Origin of the sequence: Kribbella ginsengisoli (genome assembly GCF_039537185.1) — a bacterium.
In the GTDB taxonomy this organism is placed as follows: Bacteria; Actinomycetota; Actinomycetes; order Propionibacteriales; family Kribbellaceae; genus Kribbella; species Kribbella koreensis.
Window position 1 is genome coordinate 1 of the sequence record NZ_BAABAA010000019.1, and the last position, 16,073, is coordinate 16,073.

The 16,073-nt window shown below is 65.9% G+C and carries 18 protein-coding genes and 2 pseudogenes; 6 read left to right on the plus strand and 14 right to left on the minus strand.

Features of this window, described 5'->3' with window-relative positions; all coding sequences use genetic code 11:
- Together ABD768_RS38900 and ABD768_RS38905 are read left to right on the plus strand one after the other, a co-directional pair.
- Nucleotides 1-220 (plus strand): annotated as a pseudogene (locus ABD768_RS38900) (nitrate reductase molybdenum cofactor assembly chaperone); the annotation flags it as partial.
- The gene (locus ABD768_RS38905; protein ID WP_344849334.1) at nucleotides 217-429 is read left to right on the plus strand and encodes a respiratory nitrate reductase subunit gamma; all 213 of its coding nucleotides are present in this window, start codon (nucleotides 217-219) and stop codon (nucleotides 427-429) included. The pseudogene ABD768_RS38900 and the gene ABD768_RS38905, both read left to right, overlap by 4 nt.
- Before the next feature lie 279 nt (nucleotides 430-708).
- On the opposite strand, the gene ABD768_RS38910 is transcribed toward ABD768_RS38905, so the two are convergent.
- Nucleotides 709-1,650 carry a DMT family transporter gene (locus tag ABD768_RS38910; protein ID WP_344849336.1) on the minus strand — a complete coding sequence of 314 codons (942 nt, stop codon included), beginning with the start codon at nucleotides 1,648-1,650 and terminating at the stop codon, nucleotides 709-711.
- 100 nt (nucleotides 1,651-1,750) lie between these two features.
- Between ABD768_RS38910 and ABD768_RS38915 the strand changes: the two genes are divergently transcribed.
- The gene (locus ABD768_RS38915) at nucleotides 1,751-2,206 is read left to right on the plus strand and encodes an Lrp/AsnC family transcriptional regulator (RefSeq protein WP_343974405.1); all 456 of its coding nucleotides are present in this window, start codon (nucleotides 1,751-1,753) and stop codon (nucleotides 2,204-2,206) included.
- A gap of 18 nt (nucleotides 2,207-2,224) precedes the next feature.
- On the opposite strand, the gene ABD768_RS38920 is transcribed toward ABD768_RS38915, so the two are convergent.
- From ABD768_RS38920 to ABD768_RS38945, 7 genes and pseudogenes are all read right to left on the minus strand, one after another.
- Nucleotides 2,225-2,836 (minus strand): anti-sigma factor, encoded by a 612-nt coding sequence (locus tag ABD768_RS38920; RefSeq protein ID WP_344849339.1) that lies wholly within the window; start codon nucleotides 2,834-2,836, stop codon nucleotides 2,225-2,227.
- Nucleotides 2,821-3,006: a sigma factor-like helix-turn-helix DNA-binding protein gene (locus ABD768_RS38925; RefSeq protein WP_344849341.1), complete on the minus strand. Its 186-nt coding sequence runs from the start codon at nucleotides 3,004-3,006 to the stop codon at nucleotides 2,821-2,823. Before ABD768_RS38925 ends, ABD768_RS38920 begins: the two co-directional genes overlap by 16 nt.
- Nucleotides 3,007-3,094: 88 nt before the next feature.
- A pseudogene (locus ABD768_RS43190) lies at nucleotides 3,095-3,427 on the minus strand (RNA polymerase sigma factor); the annotation flags it as partial.
- 93 nt (nucleotides 3,428-3,520) lie between these two features.
- Nucleotides 3,521-4,990, minus strand: a complete 1,470-nt coding sequence (locus ABD768_RS38930) for a YncE family protein (RefSeq protein WP_344849528.1) — start codon at nucleotides 4,988-4,990, stop codon at nucleotides 3,521-3,523.
- Nucleotides 4,991-5,450: 460 nt separating this feature from the next.
- The gene (locus ABD768_RS38935; RefSeq protein WP_486327394.1) at nucleotides 5,451-6,407 is read right to left on the minus strand and encodes an alpha/beta hydrolase; all 957 of its coding nucleotides are present in this window, start codon (nucleotides 6,405-6,407) and stop codon (nucleotides 5,451-5,453) included.
- Nucleotides 6,408-6,413: 6 nt separating this feature from the next.
- Nucleotides 6,414-7,328: a DAPG hydrolase family protein gene (locus ABD768_RS38940; protein ID WP_343974393.1), complete on the minus strand. Its 915-nt coding sequence runs from the start codon at nucleotides 7,326-7,328 to the stop codon at nucleotides 6,414-6,416.
- Nucleotides 7,329-7,484: 156 nt separating this feature from the next.
- Entirely contained in the window at nucleotides 7,485-9,212 is a 1,728-nt protein-coding gene (locus ABD768_RS38945) for a CocE/NonD family hydrolase (RefSeq protein WP_344849346.1), read from the minus strand.
- A gap of 100 nt (nucleotides 9,213-9,312) precedes the next feature.
- Here ABD768_RS38945 and ABD768_RS38950 point away from each other — a divergent pair, with 100 nt between their 5' ends.
- On the plus strand, nucleotides 9,313-9,930 hold the full coding sequence (locus tag ABD768_RS38950) for a TetR/AcrR family transcriptional regulator (RefSeq protein WP_343974387.1): 618 nt from the start codon (nucleotides 9,313-9,315) through the stop codon (nucleotides 9,928-9,930).
- 112 nt (nucleotides 9,931-10,042) lie between these two features.
- On the opposite strand, the gene ABD768_RS43195 is transcribed toward ABD768_RS38950, so the two are convergent.
- The 4 genes from ABD768_RS43195 to ABD768_RS38965 all read right to left on the minus strand — a co-directional run bounded on the left by ABD768_RS43195 (nucleotide 10,043) and on the right by ABD768_RS38965 (nucleotide 12,501).
- On the minus strand, nucleotides 10,043-10,315 hold the full coding sequence (locus tag ABD768_RS43195; protein WP_425558473.1) for a response regulator transcription factor: 273 nt from the start codon (nucleotides 10,313-10,315) through the stop codon (nucleotides 10,043-10,045).
- A 113-nt stretch (nucleotides 10,316-10,428) separates the two neighbouring features.
- Nucleotides 10,429-10,572: a hypothetical protein gene (locus tag ABD768_RS38955; protein ID WP_344849348.1), complete on the minus strand. Its 144-nt coding sequence runs from the start codon at nucleotides 10,570-10,572 to the stop codon at nucleotides 10,429-10,431.
- Nucleotides 10,572-11,270 carry a DsbA family oxidoreductase gene (locus tag ABD768_RS38960; protein ID WP_344849350.1) on the minus strand — a complete coding sequence of 233 codons (699 nt, stop codon included), beginning with the start codon at nucleotides 11,268-11,270 and terminating at the stop codon, nucleotides 10,572-10,574. The genes ABD768_RS38955 and ABD768_RS38960 overlap by 1 nt, the downstream gene beginning before the upstream one ends.
- A gap of 28 nt (nucleotides 11,271-11,298) precedes the next feature.
- Nucleotides 11,299-12,501 (minus strand): MFS transporter, encoded by a 1,203-nt coding sequence (locus tag ABD768_RS38965; protein ID WP_344849352.1) that lies wholly within the window; start codon nucleotides 12,499-12,501, stop codon nucleotides 11,299-11,301.
- A gap of 185 nt (nucleotides 12,502-12,686) precedes the next feature.
- Between ABD768_RS38965 and ABD768_RS38970 the strand changes: the two genes are divergently transcribed.
- On the plus strand, nucleotides 12,687-13,775 hold the full coding sequence (locus ABD768_RS38970; RefSeq protein WP_344849354.1) for an NADH:flavin oxidoreductase: 1,089 nt from the start codon (nucleotides 12,687-12,689) through the stop codon (nucleotides 13,773-13,775).
- A gap of 3 nt (nucleotides 13,776-13,778) precedes the next feature.
- Here the strand turns inward: ABD768_RS38970 and ABD768_RS38975 are convergent, their stop codons facing one another.
- Nucleotides 13,779-14,153, minus strand: coding sequence for a MerR family transcriptional regulator (locus ABD768_RS38975; RefSeq protein WP_344849356.1), 375 nt, complete (start codon nucleotides 14,151-14,153; stop codon nucleotides 13,779-13,781).
- A gap of 90 nt (nucleotides 14,154-14,243) precedes the next feature.
- Between ABD768_RS38975 and ABD768_RS38980 the strand changes: the two genes are divergently transcribed.
- A complete protein-coding gene (locus ABD768_RS38980; protein WP_344849358.1) occupies nucleotides 14,244-15,320 on the plus strand; it encodes an NADH:flavin oxidoreductase in 1,077 nt (358 codons plus the stop codon).
- A gap of 148 nt (nucleotides 15,321-15,468) precedes the next feature.
- Here the strand turns inward: ABD768_RS38980 and ABD768_RS38985 are convergent, their stop codons facing one another.
- Nucleotides 15,469-16,008, minus strand: coding sequence for a TetR/AcrR family transcriptional regulator (locus ABD768_RS38985; RefSeq protein ID WP_344849361.1), 540 nt, complete (start codon nucleotides 16,006-16,008; stop codon nucleotides 15,469-15,471).
- Nucleotides 16,009-16,073 lie beyond the last annotated feature (65 nt).

Genomic DNA, 16,073 nt, shown 5'->3' on the forward strand with positions numbered 1-16,073 from the left:
GCGCGACAAGCGATCCCCGTGGGCGAACCTCATCGACGCCGTCACCGCCACCCTGCCGCAGCTCCGCGGCGACGAACGCGACGCCGTACGACGCCTCGCCGCCGAAGGACCTCCGGAGGAAGACGTCGGCCTCGCCCCCTTCGCCAGTCCTCAGTTCAGTCCGGGTGCGGCCGCGCCCACGCTGCTACCGATGCCGTCGTTCCCGGGAGCCCGCCGATGAACGAGTTCCTCTTCGTCATCGTCCCCTACCTGTGCCTGACGATCTTCGTGGCCGGTCACCTGTGGCGCTACCGCTACGACAAGTTCGGCTGGACCACCAGATCCTCCCAGCTGTACGAGAACCGCCTGCTCCGGATCGGCAGCCCACTGTTCCACTTCGGCATGCTCGGCAGCCACCGCCCCCGTCGCGGCTGGGATCGGACCCGATGAGAACCAGCCCCGAGCTACGGAGAAGGCCCGGCCGGCCTCAGCGTCGGATCGAGGTCTGGCCATCAGGCCTTACTTCCACGCGCCACTCCACACCGACCCCAGCTGACCGAGCGTCACCAGCTTGGTCGAGCTTGGTGGCCGGTATCCCCTGAGGCTGCCGAGGATCGGATCAATTGGGACACAGCGGGCGTGAACGCTTCCGCATCGCGGCTGCGGTCCAGCGAGCCGAGCACGCCGCCGGCGATGACCTCGAGGCCCGTCAGGGCCAGATTTCCGTTGCTAGGCCTGATCTGCACGTTGTGGCGCTCGGTCGGCAGCGACATCGTCATTCAGGTCTGGCGTTGCCTTTCGGCGCAGAACCAGGGCGGCTCCGATCAGGATGAGGGCGCAACCGATGCCTTCGCTCAGGGTGGCCCGTTCGCCGAGGACGACGATGCCCGCACCCAGCGAGACGATGGGCGAGACGTAGATCGTTATCGACGCCGTGGTGGGGGTAGCTCGTTTGATCAGGGAGAAGAACGCCGTGAATCCTGCAGCACTGCAGGCCAGGCCGAGCACGACAAGCGCTGTCCACGTTTCGGGTGAGGGCAGGACGAAGGGCTCGGACAGGAGCGCGACGAGCAGCAGGATCGGGGTCGCAAGCAGGATCATCGCCGCGGCGATGGTGAGCGAGTCGGTGTCAGGGAAGAGGTGCGGGATCGAGGTCGCGCCGATCGCGTAGCTGAGCGCCGCGGCCACGATCAAGAGCGCTCCGGGCCCGGTGAGGTCGAGTCCCAGGAGGGTGATCACACCGAGGATGCCGACAGCGAGACCGGCCCAACCCGTGACGGTCATGTCGCGCCCGCGAGTCAGCCAGAGCGCGATCAGCGCGACAAAGATCGGCTCGAGTGCGATCAACACACCAGTGGTGCCGGAGGGAACCGTTCGCTGGCCCATGGCGATGAGCGTGAAGGGCAGTGCGACCTCCACGACTGCGAGAAGAAGCAGTGAGGGCCACCGTTCGACGATGCTGCGCCAGCGTCCGTCGCGGAGGAGCAGTGGCCCGAGAGCCAGGCCGGCAATCGCCACCCGGACCGCTGCAATCCACAGCGGTCCGATCTGTTGCAGCGCGATGTCATTGAAGAGGTACGGCACTCCCCAGAGTACGGATACCAGTACGAACAGTCCGGCGGACGCGAACTTCGGGTGCCGTGCGGTGGCGGGGTCTTGATCACTGGTCACACCATCACGCTAGTGAAGCACGGAACCTGGTTGGAAGACAGTTCGCAAGGTTCCGGGCGCCAATTACTTTACAAATCATCAGTCGCAGTACTCTGGCCTGATGATCCAACTTGACGACATCGATTGGCAGATCATCGCGGCCCTACAAGACGATGCCCGGATGGGATACCGGGAGCTCGGGCGTCAGGTTTCGCTCACTGCTCCCGCCGTCACGAGCAGGGTCCGTCGCCTCGAAGAGGCCGGCGTGATCCTTGGCTACAGTGCCCGGATCGACCCCGCGGCCGTTGGATACGGCATCGAGGGATTCATCCACATCGCCAGCGGCGGCCGGCGGCAGTCGTACGCGATCGCCGCTCAGGCCGAGGCAGAGCCACGGGTACTCGAAGACCATCGGGTGGCCGGCCAGAGCGACCACATCATCAGGGTCGTCGCCGAGAGCCTGAGCGCCCTCGAGCCGTTCGTCGACGCCCTCAACGACGACGGCCGCCCCGTCACGTCGTTGGTCTTCTCCTCCCCGAAACGATGGAGCCCGATCCCCCGCCCGCAAGCCTTGTAGCAGTAGCTCAGTGCTCGATCAACGGGCCGGAGATATCGCCAGCCGCGTGACCAGTACGCCGTCGTCCTGCTCGAGCAGGACAGCAGTGATCGATTCCTTGCGCAGGGCTGTCACCATACGAACCCGAACCACCTGACCGGACGCCCCTGTCACACTCCCGCCCATTCCGCGCACCCCGTGCGCGTCTGTCGCCACCAGCCGGTACGACCTGCCGGACTCCAGGCCGGTGACCGACACGGGGATCTCCGTCCCCCAGGGGTGGGTAGTCATCTTGCCGGCCCTCTCGATGACAGCGGCCGACGGTTGAGTGGCCTCGGGCGCCGCGGATCCGGTCAGGAGGAACCCGCCGACAACGACGATTGCGGCTGCCGCGGCAGTCAGCGCTCTCCAACGGTTGGATCGCCTTCCGCCGACCGACCGTGTTCCCGCAACCGTCGCAGGCAAGAAGGCCGGCGAGGTCGCCAGCCCCAAGGTCACGACTGTCCGCCTGATGCCGTCGGCCTCGGCCAAGCAGTCATCGCAGGTCCGAAGGTGCCGATTGGTGGTTTCCGGAAGGGACAGATCCAGCGTCAGTGCCTCCGCGATGATCGGCCGGGCCTCCCGGCACTCGTCCTTCATTCGGCCAGCCATCCGTTCTTCTCCAGGATCGAGCGCAACGTGCGCAGGCCGTAGTACAGACGGCTTCTCACGGTTGCGGCAGGAATGCCGAGCTCGCCGGCGAGGTCTGCACAGGTTCGGCCGAAGTAGTGAACCTCGATCACGGTCTGCCGGTGCTCCGGTGTCAGCTCGAAGAGCCTCACCGACCTGGATGTTGAGCAGCAGTTGCTCAACCGGGTCATTCTTGACCCGTTCCTCCACCCCGGCCGGTCCGATGTCGGAACGAACCGCGCGCCGGCGTACCGCGTCGACGATTCCGTTGCGCGCGATCGCGAACAGCCAGGTCCGAAGCGAGCCTCGTCGCGGATCGAACCGGTCGGCGGCTTTCCACGCCCGCACGAAGGTTTCCTGGACGACCTCTTCGGCCAACTCCCGATCGGACAGGGAATTCACGGCGAACCCCAGCAGTTCCGCACGGTAACGGCCGTAGGCAGCCTCGACCCCGTCAGCGGTTTGCAGCGTCTCGACGCACTCGGCCGGAGAATCGGACGGTTGCATGTGATCTTCGGCCCCGAGGTTCGTCATCCCTGCCTTCCGCCGTTGGAGCTGCTGAGGACTACGCATCCGTCGATGAGGCCGTCATGGGTGGGCGCGCTTGTACCAACCACCCGTGATTCCACCCGCTCTTCGTTGCTGTCGGCATCAAGAGGTTCTGGCTCAGCAGCAGCAACACCCTGCCAGCGCCATCGTGGCGGCCATTGCGGCGGCGCTGGCCTGGCCACGACTTTCGATGCTGACCCGTTGACCGGTGAAGCTGCTGAACGCAAGGACCATCGGTGCGTTGCCTGCGGCATCAGTACTGAAGGTGAGCAGTGCGGTGCGGCGCCCGGTCTGATCGACCGAGTACGCCTGGTAGGTCGTGGCGGCCTCGAGTCCTCGCGCTTGAAGCTGAATCATGTCCACACCGGCAACGGGACGGACGGTGGCTTCGAGCGTCCGGCCATGCACCGGATCGAGGGTTTCACCTGCTCGTCCGTCCGGGAGCGTCGTGGGCACGTTACGCGGCTGCTGTCCCAGGCCCTGCCGACCAAGATTCATTGCTGGTCCGGGCGATGCCGCTCGGGGGGCATAGACGACAGCCTGGGGTTCCTGGCCGCCAGAGATCGTCGCGACGACTCTTTGCGTTGAAGTGTCGATGACGTCGACCTTGTCCGACTTCTCCAGGCCGACGTAGACGCGGCTGCCGTCCCCGCTGGGCCAGACGCCATGCGGGGCATGTCCGTGGTTCGCGATCCGCTGCAGCAGCTCCGGCCGGTCACCGCGGCGAAACACCAAGGTTTGGTCCAGGCCACCGATGGTGAGATAGACGAACTTGCCCGACGGCGTGTCGGCGAACTGAGGATGGTTGGTGTCCGGACCGGTGGACAGCACGTGTGTCACTTTGCGCTGCCGCAGATCGATGACTGAGACCTTGCCGACCCGCTTGTGCGCTGCCCAGAGTTCCGCTCCGTCCGGCGAGATTGCCTGATCAGAGGAAAAGACGTCCCCAAGGCCCGTGATGTGGTCCACTACGCGGCGCGAGGCAGTGTCGACGACAGTGATCTCAGCCAGCGCGATGTGGTTCACGTAGGCGAACCGGCCGTCGGGGCTCATCACCACTTTCGACGGACCGGCTCCCACCACGACATCGGCCTTCAGCCCACCGTTCAGGGCGTCGACCACGCTGACCGTGTCTCGCCCCCGATCAGCAACCCAGAACTCCTTGCCGTCCGCCGTGAAGCTGCCTTCATGGGCAGCACGGCCAACGTCGGTCTTGCTGAGAACCTTGTTGGTCGTCGTGTCGACGATATCGACCGTGTTGCTCGTCACGCTGACAACCGCCAGGCGGCGCGTGACCGGCGAGAAGGCGAGACCGTGCACGCCCACATCGCCCAGGTACTGGGGGCTCAGCGTCGCGCCGACCCGTTGGCTTCCCAAGGCGATGGTCCCCAGGGTCTTGTCGGTCGAAGGGTCGATCACGGTCACCGTGTTGGAGGACTGGTCAGCCGTGTACAGCCGGTCCTGCGCGGTGATCGGGAGTGGCTTGGTGCTGTCGGCAACGATTCCGGCTGAGGCGATGCCGACCGGTGAAGTGTCACCGAAGGCGGGTGACACCAAAGCGGTAGCGGCCAGGCCCAGCCCCGCCATCACCAGACCGATGCTGCGATGGATTCGCACTTGGTTCCCTCCAGAAGACTTTTCAGATACGCAGCGGTATACGGGCGTCGTCGCCCATCTGTTGAACAGTCACCGGAACTCCGCTGGATTAGATCCAGCCACCGGTCGGTAGCGCCGGCGGGTTCTGGCCGATCCGTCTTTCGCTGCGGCGGGTCAGCGCGGGCGATGCCGCCCTCAACGGCGCGCCCATGCTCGCTGCGGCGTCGTGATCTCTTCCGCACTCCGAGGACTGCCGTCGAATGCGTCATTGATCGAGTCAGCGGTGACCTGCACCGTCGCACGGTTGCGCCGCCGCTAGGACTTTCTTTCACCGTCGCGGTTGACGAGGAAGGTCGAGGCAGCTCTACCTGCTTGCGCGGTCGGCAGACACCCACCCCTGACTCCACGCGCCGGCGGAGTATCGGGTTAGACGTACGGCCCGGCCGGGCCGTTACTTGGCGGGGTCGATGGTGCCGAAGTCGCGCTCGAACCAGCGTGTGGTGAGGTCGATGGTCTCCTCCAGGTGGTCGGTGAAGAGTTCGAAGTGCGACTGCGGAATTTCGACCACGTCAAGCTGCGCGACCGGGCGCAATGCCTGGCGTGCGGCCGAAGCGGGAGTGATGGCATCGTCCGATGCAAGGATCGCGTGAACTGGCGTGGCGATGGCTTCCAGGTTTCCCGTTGGGTGATAGCCGGCGAGATTCCACAGGGAGGCCATGGTGACCTCATTGCGGTAGGTGGGCGCGTCGGCGGTCATGCGCTCCATCCATTGCCACGCGCCGTCGGATGTCATCGCGGCCACTTCTCCGGGCTTGCCCGTGCTGGCGATCATCTGGGGTTCTTCTCCGGCCGCCTGACGCCGGGCTGCGTCCTCGAAGATGTCAAGCAGTCCGGGGGGCAACTGGGAGGTGTCCAGGCTTGTGAAGGGGATGAGCACGACGGTGGAGCGCACGCGGGTGTCGGAGGAGGCTACAGCCAGGGCGTGGCCCCCGGACATACTGGTGCCGAACACGCCCAGTCTTTCCTCGTCGATGCCGGGGCGAGCGGCAAGGTAGTCCAATGCGTGGCGGTAGGCACGCTGCTGGGCTTCGAGGTCCATGTGCTGCCGAGGCTCCCCGTCACTGCTGCCGAAGCCCGCGTAATCGAAGACCAAGACGGCGATGCCGGCCGCGTTGAGGGACGCGGCGTAGGGAGGCATGAGCATTTCCTTGACGCCACCGAAGCCGGGGGCCATCACCACTCCCGGCACCGGTCCGGCGGGGTTGTCTGGCAGGTAGAGGTCGCCGGCCAGACGGACGCCGTCGGATTCGAAGGTCACGGGTTCAAGAGTCATCACGTTCTCCTGTGCAATAAGTCGGTCGCGGTTGGGTTTGCACCGTGTGCGCGGCTCCACAAGGCCGTAGGGCACTTGCGATCAAGGTGTGCCGTTGAACTCTTCGTGGAGTTGCGGCAGGAACGAAGCGAGGTGGTTCATCTCCGCGCCGCAGTGGTAGAGGAGGTCTTGGCCGAAGGTCGGCCCCAGCACCTTCCTGCCCAGCCGTGGCAGCGCGGAGCCGCCCAGCTTCCGGGCAGTTCTTCCGGTGAGGAGGGTTGCTCCCCGGCCTGGGAGGGAGTGGTCCGGCAGGTCGAGGACCTCGGTGCTGTCGAGGAAGAAGCGGCTGCGCATTTCGGCGCCGGCGGAGGTGGGGCGGACCTGGTGGATGAGCCAGCCCTGGGCGACGGGGTATTGGCTGAGTCCGACGCGCGCGCAGATGACGGCATGGCCGGATCCTGGTTCGTCGAAGCCGAGGCGCTTGGGGTCGGTGAAGCGGATCGCGAGCCGCTGGAGGGAGCCTCCGACGTACTCGTCGACATAGGAGACGTTGTCGATGTATCGCTGGCGGTCGGTGAGGGTGCGGTCGGCACTGCGGTCCTCGCCGAGCGCTGAGAACTGGTGGGCATCGGGGTACCAAAGCTTGTAGCGGGCGGTTTCCGTCGAATGCCAGCCGAACCACCAGTCCCACATCTGACCGGTGACGCCCGGCATGTCCGTCAGGACCGAGATCATCAATCCACCCGGAACGCGCGTCCAACCGGTCTCCATCTTGTGGTAGCCCGGGCGGGACATGATGCGGGCGGCATCTTCGATGCCGTAGGCGTACTCGGTCGGTGCCATGCCCGCGACCACGGCTTCGCGGACGTGGTCCTGAACAGGCCGCGTGTCGAGCTGGAAGTACTTGGCGTACGGCTTGGACTCCTCGTCCAGGCGGTAACCGAGGTAGCGGCGTTCAGTCTTGTAGCTGTGCGGAAAGCAGGCCCGGTCGGCGCGGGTTGTGGCGTATCGGATCATCGGTGTTCCTTTCTCGTGGGGTGGCGCCGCGGGCGGGATCTCGCGCCTGTTCCTGTCGGTGGTCGTCGCTGTGGCGGCGGACGCGGGGTCAGTGCGTGCACCACCCCGACCAGGCCCATGCACCAGCAATCGGGCTGGAGGTGAGGCTCGGCGTGTTCACGCACCGGACTCCGAACTCACATCGCCGGCATCTTCAGCGGGGGTGCTGCTGGCGGTGACGACGGGGAGGCGCAGCACGCAGTCGTGGTCCGCGCCGGTGTGGAGGATGTGCGGAGCGGTGTTGTTCAGGAAGTCGTGGCCGTTGACGAAGTGTTCCGCAGGCCAGCGGTAGATGTCCGCGCCGGCGATGGTCAAGCGCAACGTTTCCCCCGGGTGGAAGTGCGCGGTGATCGGCCAGATCTCGATGTCGAGACGGATCGGGCCGTGCTCGGGCAGGGGCAGATCGCGGCGGTGGGCCTGTACCGGCCGCTCGGCTGTGGACAGGGCGGGGTCGAGTTCGCGGCGGCTGGCACGCATCCAGCCATAGGCCAAGGGCCCGTCGTCAAGGTAGGCGGCCAGCGGGTAACCGACACGATTCCCGGCTGTGTCGAGCTTGTCGAGCGTGACGAAGACGTCCATGTCAGCCGCGCCCGGCGACTCCGCCCAGAGGATCAGGGAAACGGGGCCGGCCAGATCGGTGGTTTCGTCGAAGGTGAGGTCGAAAACGCTTCTTTGGTCGCCTGCGTGCCGGTTGGGCTCGGTAGGTGACTTGGTGGGGTCGTATCCGGCCGTGGCTGCCCGCGAGGGGCTGCTGGGGAGCATTTGGCCGGTCGAAGCATCGAGGTGGAAAGGGCTGTGGTGGACCCCTGCCGGGGGCCACGCGGTTTCGTCGCGGACCGGGCCGGTCTCGGTGCGATCGCGGTATTCGACGCGAACGGGAGGCCAACTGTCGAGGTCGTTGTCGATGCCCTTGAGGAAGTGGTCGAAGAACGTTCGCTGGCGCTCGACGTTGTCCGGCGTGTAGTAGTAGCGCCACTCCTTGCGCCCGTGGACGTCCAGCCATTTCTGCGAGGAACCCGCACGGCGGTACGCCTCCAGGGTCCCGCGTGTGTGGGTGCCGTGGTTACCCATCGAACACACGAAGAACGCGGGTACCTCGATGTTCTCCAGCTGGAATGCCCGGCTTGCCCAGAAGTCGTCCAGCAGTGGATGCGCGAGCAATTCGCTGAACGCGTCCTCGGTCTTGTTCCGGCCGAAGCCGATCAGTTCACCCGTGAGATGCAGGGAGAACTGGGTCTCCAGGATGCCGCCGTGGAAGATCGACTCGCGGTACGTGTCGCTGATCCCCTCGCAAGGGTTGATTGCGGCCAGGTGCGGCGGCCGAGTGGCAGCAACGGCGTACTGCGTCATGGCCAGATAGGACACACCACTCATTCCGACCTTGCCGTTACTCCAAGGCTGCGTCCCCGCCCACTCGACCAGGTCGTGCCCGTCCTCGGCCTCCTGCAGACTCAAGGGGCTGGCGTCACCTTCTGACCACCAGCAGCCGCGCGGGTCGGCATAGACCACCGCGTAGCCGTGCCGGACCCAGTACTGCGCCACTGGCGCCTCGAAGCGGGTACCTGCCGGGAGCGGCGGTTCGATGTCGGCGCCGGCTGCCAGGATCGGAGGAAAGCCGTTGTGCTTGCCATAGGGGCCGTACGCCAGCAGGACCGGCACCTGACTGGCACCTTCTGGCCGGCAGACGTCGACGTAGACGACGGTGCCATCTCGCATCGGCACGGCCACGTCCCGGTCGCTCCGCATACCGTCCTCCACCCAGCTGCCAGGGCGGAACCCCGGGTAGCCTCCGGTCTGCGGCGGCTTGGACTGGGTGAAGAGGCCCTGAGTCGGCGCGATCGCCATGACATCCTCCAACTAGAGTGCATGCTCTGGTTTTGGCAGAATCAGAGTATCTCCTCTAGTTCTGGGCTGTCACCAGGGCTCGACGAAGAGAGGTAAACGGATGGCAGACCGACAAGCCGGTATGCGACGTCCCCAGCAGGCCCGTAGTCAGGACTCGACCGCAAGAGTGCTCGATGCGGCGCTGGAGATCTTGGGAAGCCAGGGACCTGCAGCACTGACGATCGCAGCGGTCAGCAAGGCCTCGGGGGTCTCCAACGGCGCCATCTACCACCGCTTCGCCGACCGCCGGAGTCTGCTCGTGGCAGCCCAGGACCGCTTCCTGGTCAAGATCGAGGACGCCTGGCTTTCGCGTGCCGCAGCAGTCTGGGATATCGCCGAAGGCGAGACCCTGCTGCGCCGGCTCATCGAGGCGTTCGCCGATGTCTTCACCGAGAATCGGCTGATCTTCCAGGCGTTCATGCTCAGTGGCTACGACGACCCACTGCTGCGGGAGCGCGGCGCGGCGAGCACCCGACAGGCCGCGCGAGAGTTCAGCGCCCTACTGGTCGAACGCTTCGGAACCAGCCCGGAAGCCGCCGACACCGCCTACCGGATCCTGTGGGGGCAGGCCGTGTCCACAGCACTGTTTGCCGACGAAGAGGTCACGGAGTTCGCCGTCAGCTCACAGAGCCGCCGAGACCACCTGCTGCGAGCCCTACGGGCGGTCATAGGGATATGAGCCTGGATCGAGAGACGGGGTGACCGAGGCCGCTGGCCCTGTCTGGTTCGGGCGGCCCCAGGCGATGAGATCCGAGCTCTGCCCACCCTTGAGCGGCGCGGCGGCCGGTTGGTCAGGGACCCTCGCCGAGCGCGTATCGGAGCGCGGCGCGGGTGGCGATACCTAGTTTGGGGAAGGCCCGATGGAGATGGCCACTGACCGTTCGAGGCGACAGGAACAGCCGCGCTGCGATCTGTTTGTTCGTCAGTCCGGAGGCGGCGAGGCGAGCGATTTGAAGCTCCTGTGCTGTCAGGGTGGTCGACTGTGTTCTCGCCGGTGCGGAGATTTCGCCGGCCGCCCGGAGTTCTCGCTCCGCCCGCTGAGCCCAGGGTTCGGCGCCGAGCACTTTGAACGTAGCCAGTGCTTCGCGCAGTTGGGTCCGTTCCTCACCGATCGCGCGTGCAGCTTCGACTTCTGAATGGACGGCGCCGCCCGTGGCTGGGCCACGGGCGGCGGGTGTCAGCTGCTGGTTTCGTCGTCCTCGGATTCGTCGCCGGAATCCGGGACAACGGCACTCCCTGGAATCTCGCAGACGCCGTCGACGCAGCCGGCGGCGATCGGCGCATCGAGTTCGACGAGCCTTTGCTTCCGGTTCTCGGGCACTATGACACCTCCTTGCGTCCCGACAGCTGTCGAAGGATGTCGGCGAATACGGAAGGGTCCTGGGCTCCGGAGACTCCATAGGTGTTATCGAAAACGTAGTAGGGGACGCCTCTGATGCCGAGCTCTTTCGCGCGCCTCTCCTCCGCACGCACGTCCCGCAGGTAGCGATTCTCGGCGAGAGCTGCCAGCGCCTCCACCCGGTCGAGTCCGATCTCGGCCGCCAGATCGGCGAGTTCCTCGTCACGGCCCACGTGCCTGCCCTCCTCGAAGTGAGCGGCGAGAAGGCGCTCCACCATGTCGAGTTGCCGCCCCTTGGAGTGCGCCCACCGGATCAGCTGGTGCCCCTTCACCATGTTGGTGTGCCTGAGGATGTCGTAGTCGAAGTCCAGCCCGACCGCTTTCGCGGCACCGGCCAATCGAGCCAGTAACGGCTGCACCTCATCGGCGGAGTACCCGCGGATCTCGAGATAGTCCTGCTCGCTGCCCTCGAATTCCTCGGGCAGATCCGGAGCGAGTTCGTACGCGTGGTACTCGATCTCGACCGCGATGCCGGTGTCGTCGAGGGCCGTCTCGAACTTCCGCTTGCCGATGTAGCACCACGGGCACGCGATGTCGGACCACACATCCACCTTGATCGGAGCCGGCACCGTCGGCGCGTCCGGGACGGGATCGGGATCGGTTGTCTGTGAAAGGTACATGGGTACTCCGTTCTCGTCCGACATTCGCTTACCGGTTGGATGCGGGGCCGGGGAACGCGTGTCCCCGGGCGAAGATCACCACGATCACGGTGGAGAGAACGAGCACCGCGACGGCGAGCAGGAGCGACGCCGACCCGAGACCGGCCAGAAGGATGCCGCCGATCAATCCGCCGAGGCCGATACCGGCGTTCCACATCGTGACCATGAGGGGCTGCGCGGCGTCGGCATGCTCACGCGAGGCCGCCATCAGGGCGCCCTGGAACAACGTCGCGGAGCCACCGAACGCCAGGCCCCAGGCGCCCACGGCCAGGTAGTCGGCGATCGGGTTCCCCGACCAGAGCGTCAGCGCGACCGCGGCTGCGGCGAAGAAGGTCGTGCTGAGCAGTACCAGGCGGCGGTGGTGCCGGTCGACGAAGACTCCCGTCAGCCAGATGCTGAGGATCGAGGCGATTCCGAAGTCGAGCAAGATCCACTGCACCTGGTCCGTGAGACCGGCACCGGCGAGCACCGCAGCGATGTAGGTGTAGAGGATGGTGTGAGCGAGCACGAAGACACCGGTGACCACCAGGATCGTGCGAAGCCCCTTGATACGCAGCAGATGAAGGAGGGGAAGTCGTTCGGCGGCCTGCTGGCCGGGAACGTTCGGCAGCTTCCACAGCGTCCATCCGATGAGGAGCAGGGTCAGCGCCGACATGAGACCGAACGTCGACTGCCATCCGACGGACTGACCGAGGAACGCTCCCACGGGAACGCCCAGCGAGAGCGCCACCGGGGTGCCGGCGAAGGCGAAGGCCATCGCCCTGCCCTTCAACGCGTCGGGTGTGATGCGTTGCGCATAGCCGCCGAGAATGCTCCACGTCACGCCGGACGCAGCGCCCGCGATGAACCGCGCGATCATCGTGATCGTGTAGTCGAGCGAGATCGCCGTCACGACGTTCGCGATCAGGAATCCGACGAGCGCGACGACCATCAGATGGCGCCGCGGCCAGCTCGTCGTGAGAATCGAGACGGGGATCGCCGTCAGAATCGTGGCGACCGCGTAGATCGTCACGGTCTGGCCGGCCACCGATTCGGAGACACCGAGCGCACCGCTCATCTGCGGTAGTACCCCGGCAGGCAGTGCCTCGGTGAGGGTGGTGATGAATCCTGCGGTGAACAGTGCGATCAGACCGGCTACGGGAAAGCGATCGGCTTTCTGAGCCCTTAACTGAGTGTCCCGGACTGTAGTCATTGCTTCTTCCTCTTGATCGACCGGGCAGAGCGTGAAGAACTCCACCCGGACCGCGTTTCGGTGCCCGCGATCGCGGGACCTCGACGAGTGTGAAACGTTGACATCAATGTGAACGCAAGGCGGCTCGGGCCTACTCGCGAAGAGGCTTGCCTTCACATTGATGTGAAGGTGTGAGGGTTGCCCTCATGACCGTCTCTGACCTCCTCGAACCGCTGCCCCTCCTGCACGGACCGGCGATGCGAAACCGGTTCATGATGGCGCCCCTGACCAACCAGCAGAGCGAACCGGGCGGCTTCCTGTCCGAATTCGACCAGGACTGGATGCGTCAGCTCGCCCGCGGCGGCTATGGGCTCATCCAGACCAGCGCCACCATCGTCGAGGCGGGTGGGATCGCCTGCGCCCGGCAGCCAGGCATCTTCAGCGACGCCCACATCCCTGGCCTCACGGAAATGGCGACCTCGGTCCGGGACGGGGGCGGGCTCTCGGCGGTACAGCTTCACCACGCCGGTCACCGCGCGAACCCGTACTACGGAGGCGTGCCTTCGCCGGCATCCAGCTACACCCTGCCAGGCGTCTCGGCGCTGTCGACGGCCGAGGTCGAACGCATCCGCGACAGCTTCATCGCGGCCGCGCGGAGAGCTGAGAAGGCGGGCTTCGACGGGGTGTCGGTTCACGGGGCCTTCGGCTGGATTCTGTCCGAGTTCATGTCACCGTTGCTGAACGACCGGACGGACAAGTACGGCGGCAGCCTCGAGAACAGGGCGCGCTTCACACTCGAAGTGATCGAAGGAATCCGCCGCGCCTGCGGGCCCGACTTCCAGATCGGCTGGCGACTGTCGATCGAGCGGTACGGTCTGCGGCTGGAAGAGCTACGCGAGATGACCGCCGAGATCCTCGACCGGGAACTGATCGACTATCTGGACCTTGCCCTGTGGGACTACAACCAGATCGTTGCCGAAGGCACCTTCCGCGGACAGACGATGCTCAGCGTCTTCGCCGAACTCCCGCGCAAGGGCGTCCGGCTCGGGGCCGCGGGGAGAATCCGGAGCGCTCGCCGTGCCGCGCAACTGCTCGACGACAGCTGCGACTTCGTCCTGATCGGAAGGGCCGGCATCCTTCAGCGGGATTGCCCCGAGCAGGTCCGATCAGACCTCTCCTACGAGAGCCCGGCCCTTCCTGTTCCCGCCGAATTCCTTCGCAGGGGTGGCATCAGCGAACGCTTCATCAACCACCTTCGAGGCTGGGGAGACTTCGTACAGCCCGGCAGCCGGTAGCCGTCAGGCGGCGGCTCCGGGCGAGCGCTGGTCGCCGACCGCGTTCAGGTAGTCGTCCAGTGCCTTCAGGTTCTGCGACAACACAGTGACGCGTTCCTTCAGCCGGTCTCGTTCGCGTGCGATCCGGGCAACGAACTCGGGGTCGTTGTACTTGGAGCACGCCGCCTCGGCCAGGCAGGGCAGGACGTCACGGATGATCTCCGTCGTCAGTCCCACCCCTAGCAGGCCACGAATCTGCTGCACTCGCGCCACGGCGTCGTCGTCGTAGAACCGGTAGCCGTTCTCCTCGCGTCGCGGCGAGAGGAGTCCCTGCTCTTCGTAGTACCGCAGCAGTCGGGTCGAGACGCCTACTCGCTCGGAGAGCTCCTTGATTCTCACCCGTCCATCCCTCCGCGCCTGCCATCACATGGATGTGAAGGTTCGGCCCTAGTCTAACCGCCGCATCAACAACGCAACGGAGAGCGTCACATGACCGTGTCCGATCTTTTCGAGCCACTCACCTTGTTGCACGGCCGGTCGATGCCCAACCGGATCATGCTGGCGCCGCTGGTCACGCAGCAGAGCGATTTCGACGGCTCCGCGTCCGAATTCGACCTCGACTGGTACCGCCAGCTGTCCGAAGGCGGCTACGGACTGATCCAGACCGGCGCCACCACGGTCGAAGCAGGCGGAATCGCCTACGGGCGCCAGCTCGGAATCCACGACGACAGGCACCTCGTCGGCCTGCGCCAGATCGCAACGTCCATCCGGCAAGGCGGCGGCCTGTCGGCAGTGCAGCTCCACCACGCCGGCCACCGCGCCGATCCCGACTTCGGAGGAGTGCCCGCCCCCGCCTCCGGCGCCACCTTGCCAGAAGTCGCGGCGCTCACCACGGAGCAGGTCGAGCGAATACGCGACAGTTTCATCGAGGCGGCTCTTCGCGCCGAGCGGGCCGGGTTCGACGGAGTCTGTCTCCACGGGGCGTTCGGGTGGGTGCTCTCGGAATTCCTCTCTCCCCTCCTCAACGATCGGACGGACCAGTACGGCGGCAGCGTCGAAAATCGAGCGCGTCTGACGACCGAGGTACTGGAGGGCATCCGGCGAGCGTGCGGTGCCGACTTCCAGATCGGGTGGCGACTCTCGATCGAGCGCTACGGGCTCCGCCTGGAGGAGCTGCGCGAAATCACGGCAGAGATCCTCGACCGCGAAATGATCGACTACCTCGACCTCGCGCTGTGGAACTCGGCGCAACTGGTTACGGAGGGCGCGTTTCGCGGGCAGACCATGCTCAGTGTCTTCACGACGCTGCCCCGAAAGGGAGTGCGGGTCGGCGCCGCCGGCAAGATCAAGACCGCTGAACGAGCAGCCCAGATTCTCGACGAGGGGTGCGATTTCGTGCTGATCGGCCGAGCCGCGATCCTGCAGAGGGACTGTCCCCGCCAGGTTCACGCGAACCAGAGCTACACGAGCCCGCCCATTCCCGTTCCAGCGCAGTTTCTCCGGGACGGCGGACTGAGCGAGCGCTTCATAAACCACCTTCGAGGCTGGCCCTACTTCGTCAGCTGAGCCCGCTGACCGGAACTCGCCGGCAGGCTCACGTTCGAGTTGCATCCCGTCCGCTGGCCTGCGTGAGCAGGGCCTCGATCTCCGCATGCCTTCGGTGCCGCCCTGCGCGGCGACCTCGTCGGGATCGCTGATGCGCTGGTGATCGGTCTTACGAGTCGCGCGACAGGTATGCGGTCCAGCCGCGGGCGGCCTGCAGCAACGATTCGTGGGAGGCGTCGTCGAAGGCGCTCAGCTTCAGGAAGTGCTGCGTGATCGTCAGGCCGAGGATGCCGCTCACCGTGATCAGGGCGCGCAAGCGTGCGTCGTCGCCGTCCAGGGATCTGGCGAGGTTGTCGACGCGTTCGTCGAGATAGGCCCGCATCGACTCGGCGGCTTCCGGCACCGTGAGCATGGACCGGACCAGTGCGCTCGTCTCCGGAGGCAGATCGCGCAGCCGGTTGGCCAGTACCTCCAGAAGGTGCTCGGCGGCGCTCTCGGCGTCGTCGCTGGGCAGCTGAACAGCAGTGGTGAAGAGCGCCGCCTTCGAGCCGTAGTGCTGCATCACCAGCGAGGCATCCACTCCCGCGACACCGGCGATGCCCCGGATCGTCGCGCCGTCGAATCCCTTGGTTGCGAACTCCTGCCTGGCGGCATCGAGGATCCGCTGTGCGGTGCGGGCGCGTTTGGCGTCACGGGAGGTCTCGTTCACAACTTCACTCTACAGCGTTGAGCGATTCGTGTATGGTCTCACTCAACAGCGTTGAGCAGAATGCC

What these genes read in the sequence shown, in the direction of transcription:
- ABD768_RS38905 (WP_344849334.1), top strand. Translation starts at nt 217, where the DNA reads ATGAACGAGTTCCTCTTCGTCATCGTCCCCTACCTGTGCCTGACGATC.
- ABD768_RS38915 (WP_343974405.1), top strand. Translation starts at nt 1,751, where the DNA reads ATGATCCAACTTGACGACATCGATTGGCAGATCATCGCGGCCCTACAA.
- ABD768_RS38920 (WP_344849339.1), bottom strand. Translation starts at nt 2,836, where the DNA reads ATGGCTGGCCGAATGAAGGACGAGTGCCGGGAGGCCCGGCCGATCATC.
- ABD768_RS38930 (WP_344849528.1), bottom strand. Translation starts at nt 4,990, where the DNA reads ATGGCGGGGCTGGGCCTGGCCGCTACCGCTTTGGTGTCACCCGCCTTC.
- ABD768_RS38940 (WP_343974393.1), bottom strand. Translation starts at nt 7,328, where the DNA reads ATGATCCGATACGCCACAACCCGCGCCGACCGGGCCTGCTTTCCGCAC.
- ABD768_RS38945 (WP_344849346.1), bottom strand. Translation starts at nt 9,212, where the DNA reads ATGGCGATCGCGCCGACTCAGGGCCTCTTCACCCAGTCCAAGCCGCCG.
- ABD768_RS38950 (WP_343974387.1), top strand. Translation starts at nt 9,313, where the DNA reads ATGGCAGACCGACAAGCCGGTATGCGACGTCCCCAGCAGGCCCGTAGT.
- ABD768_RS38960 (WP_344849350.1), bottom strand. Translation starts at nt 11,270, where the DNA reads ATGTACCTTTCACAGACAACCGATCCCGATCCCGTCCCGGACGCGCCG.
- ABD768_RS38965 (WP_344849352.1), bottom strand. Translation starts at nt 12,501, where the DNA reads ATGACTACAGTCCGGGACACTCAGTTAAGGGCTCAGAAAGCCGATCGC.
- ABD768_RS38970 (WP_344849354.1), top strand. Translation starts at nt 12,687, where the DNA reads ATGACCGTCTCTGACCTCCTCGAACCGCTGCCCCTCCTGCACGGACCG.
- ABD768_RS38980 (WP_344849358.1), top strand. Translation starts at nt 14,244, where the DNA reads ATGACCGTGTCCGATCTTTTCGAGCCACTCACCTTGTTGCACGGCCGG.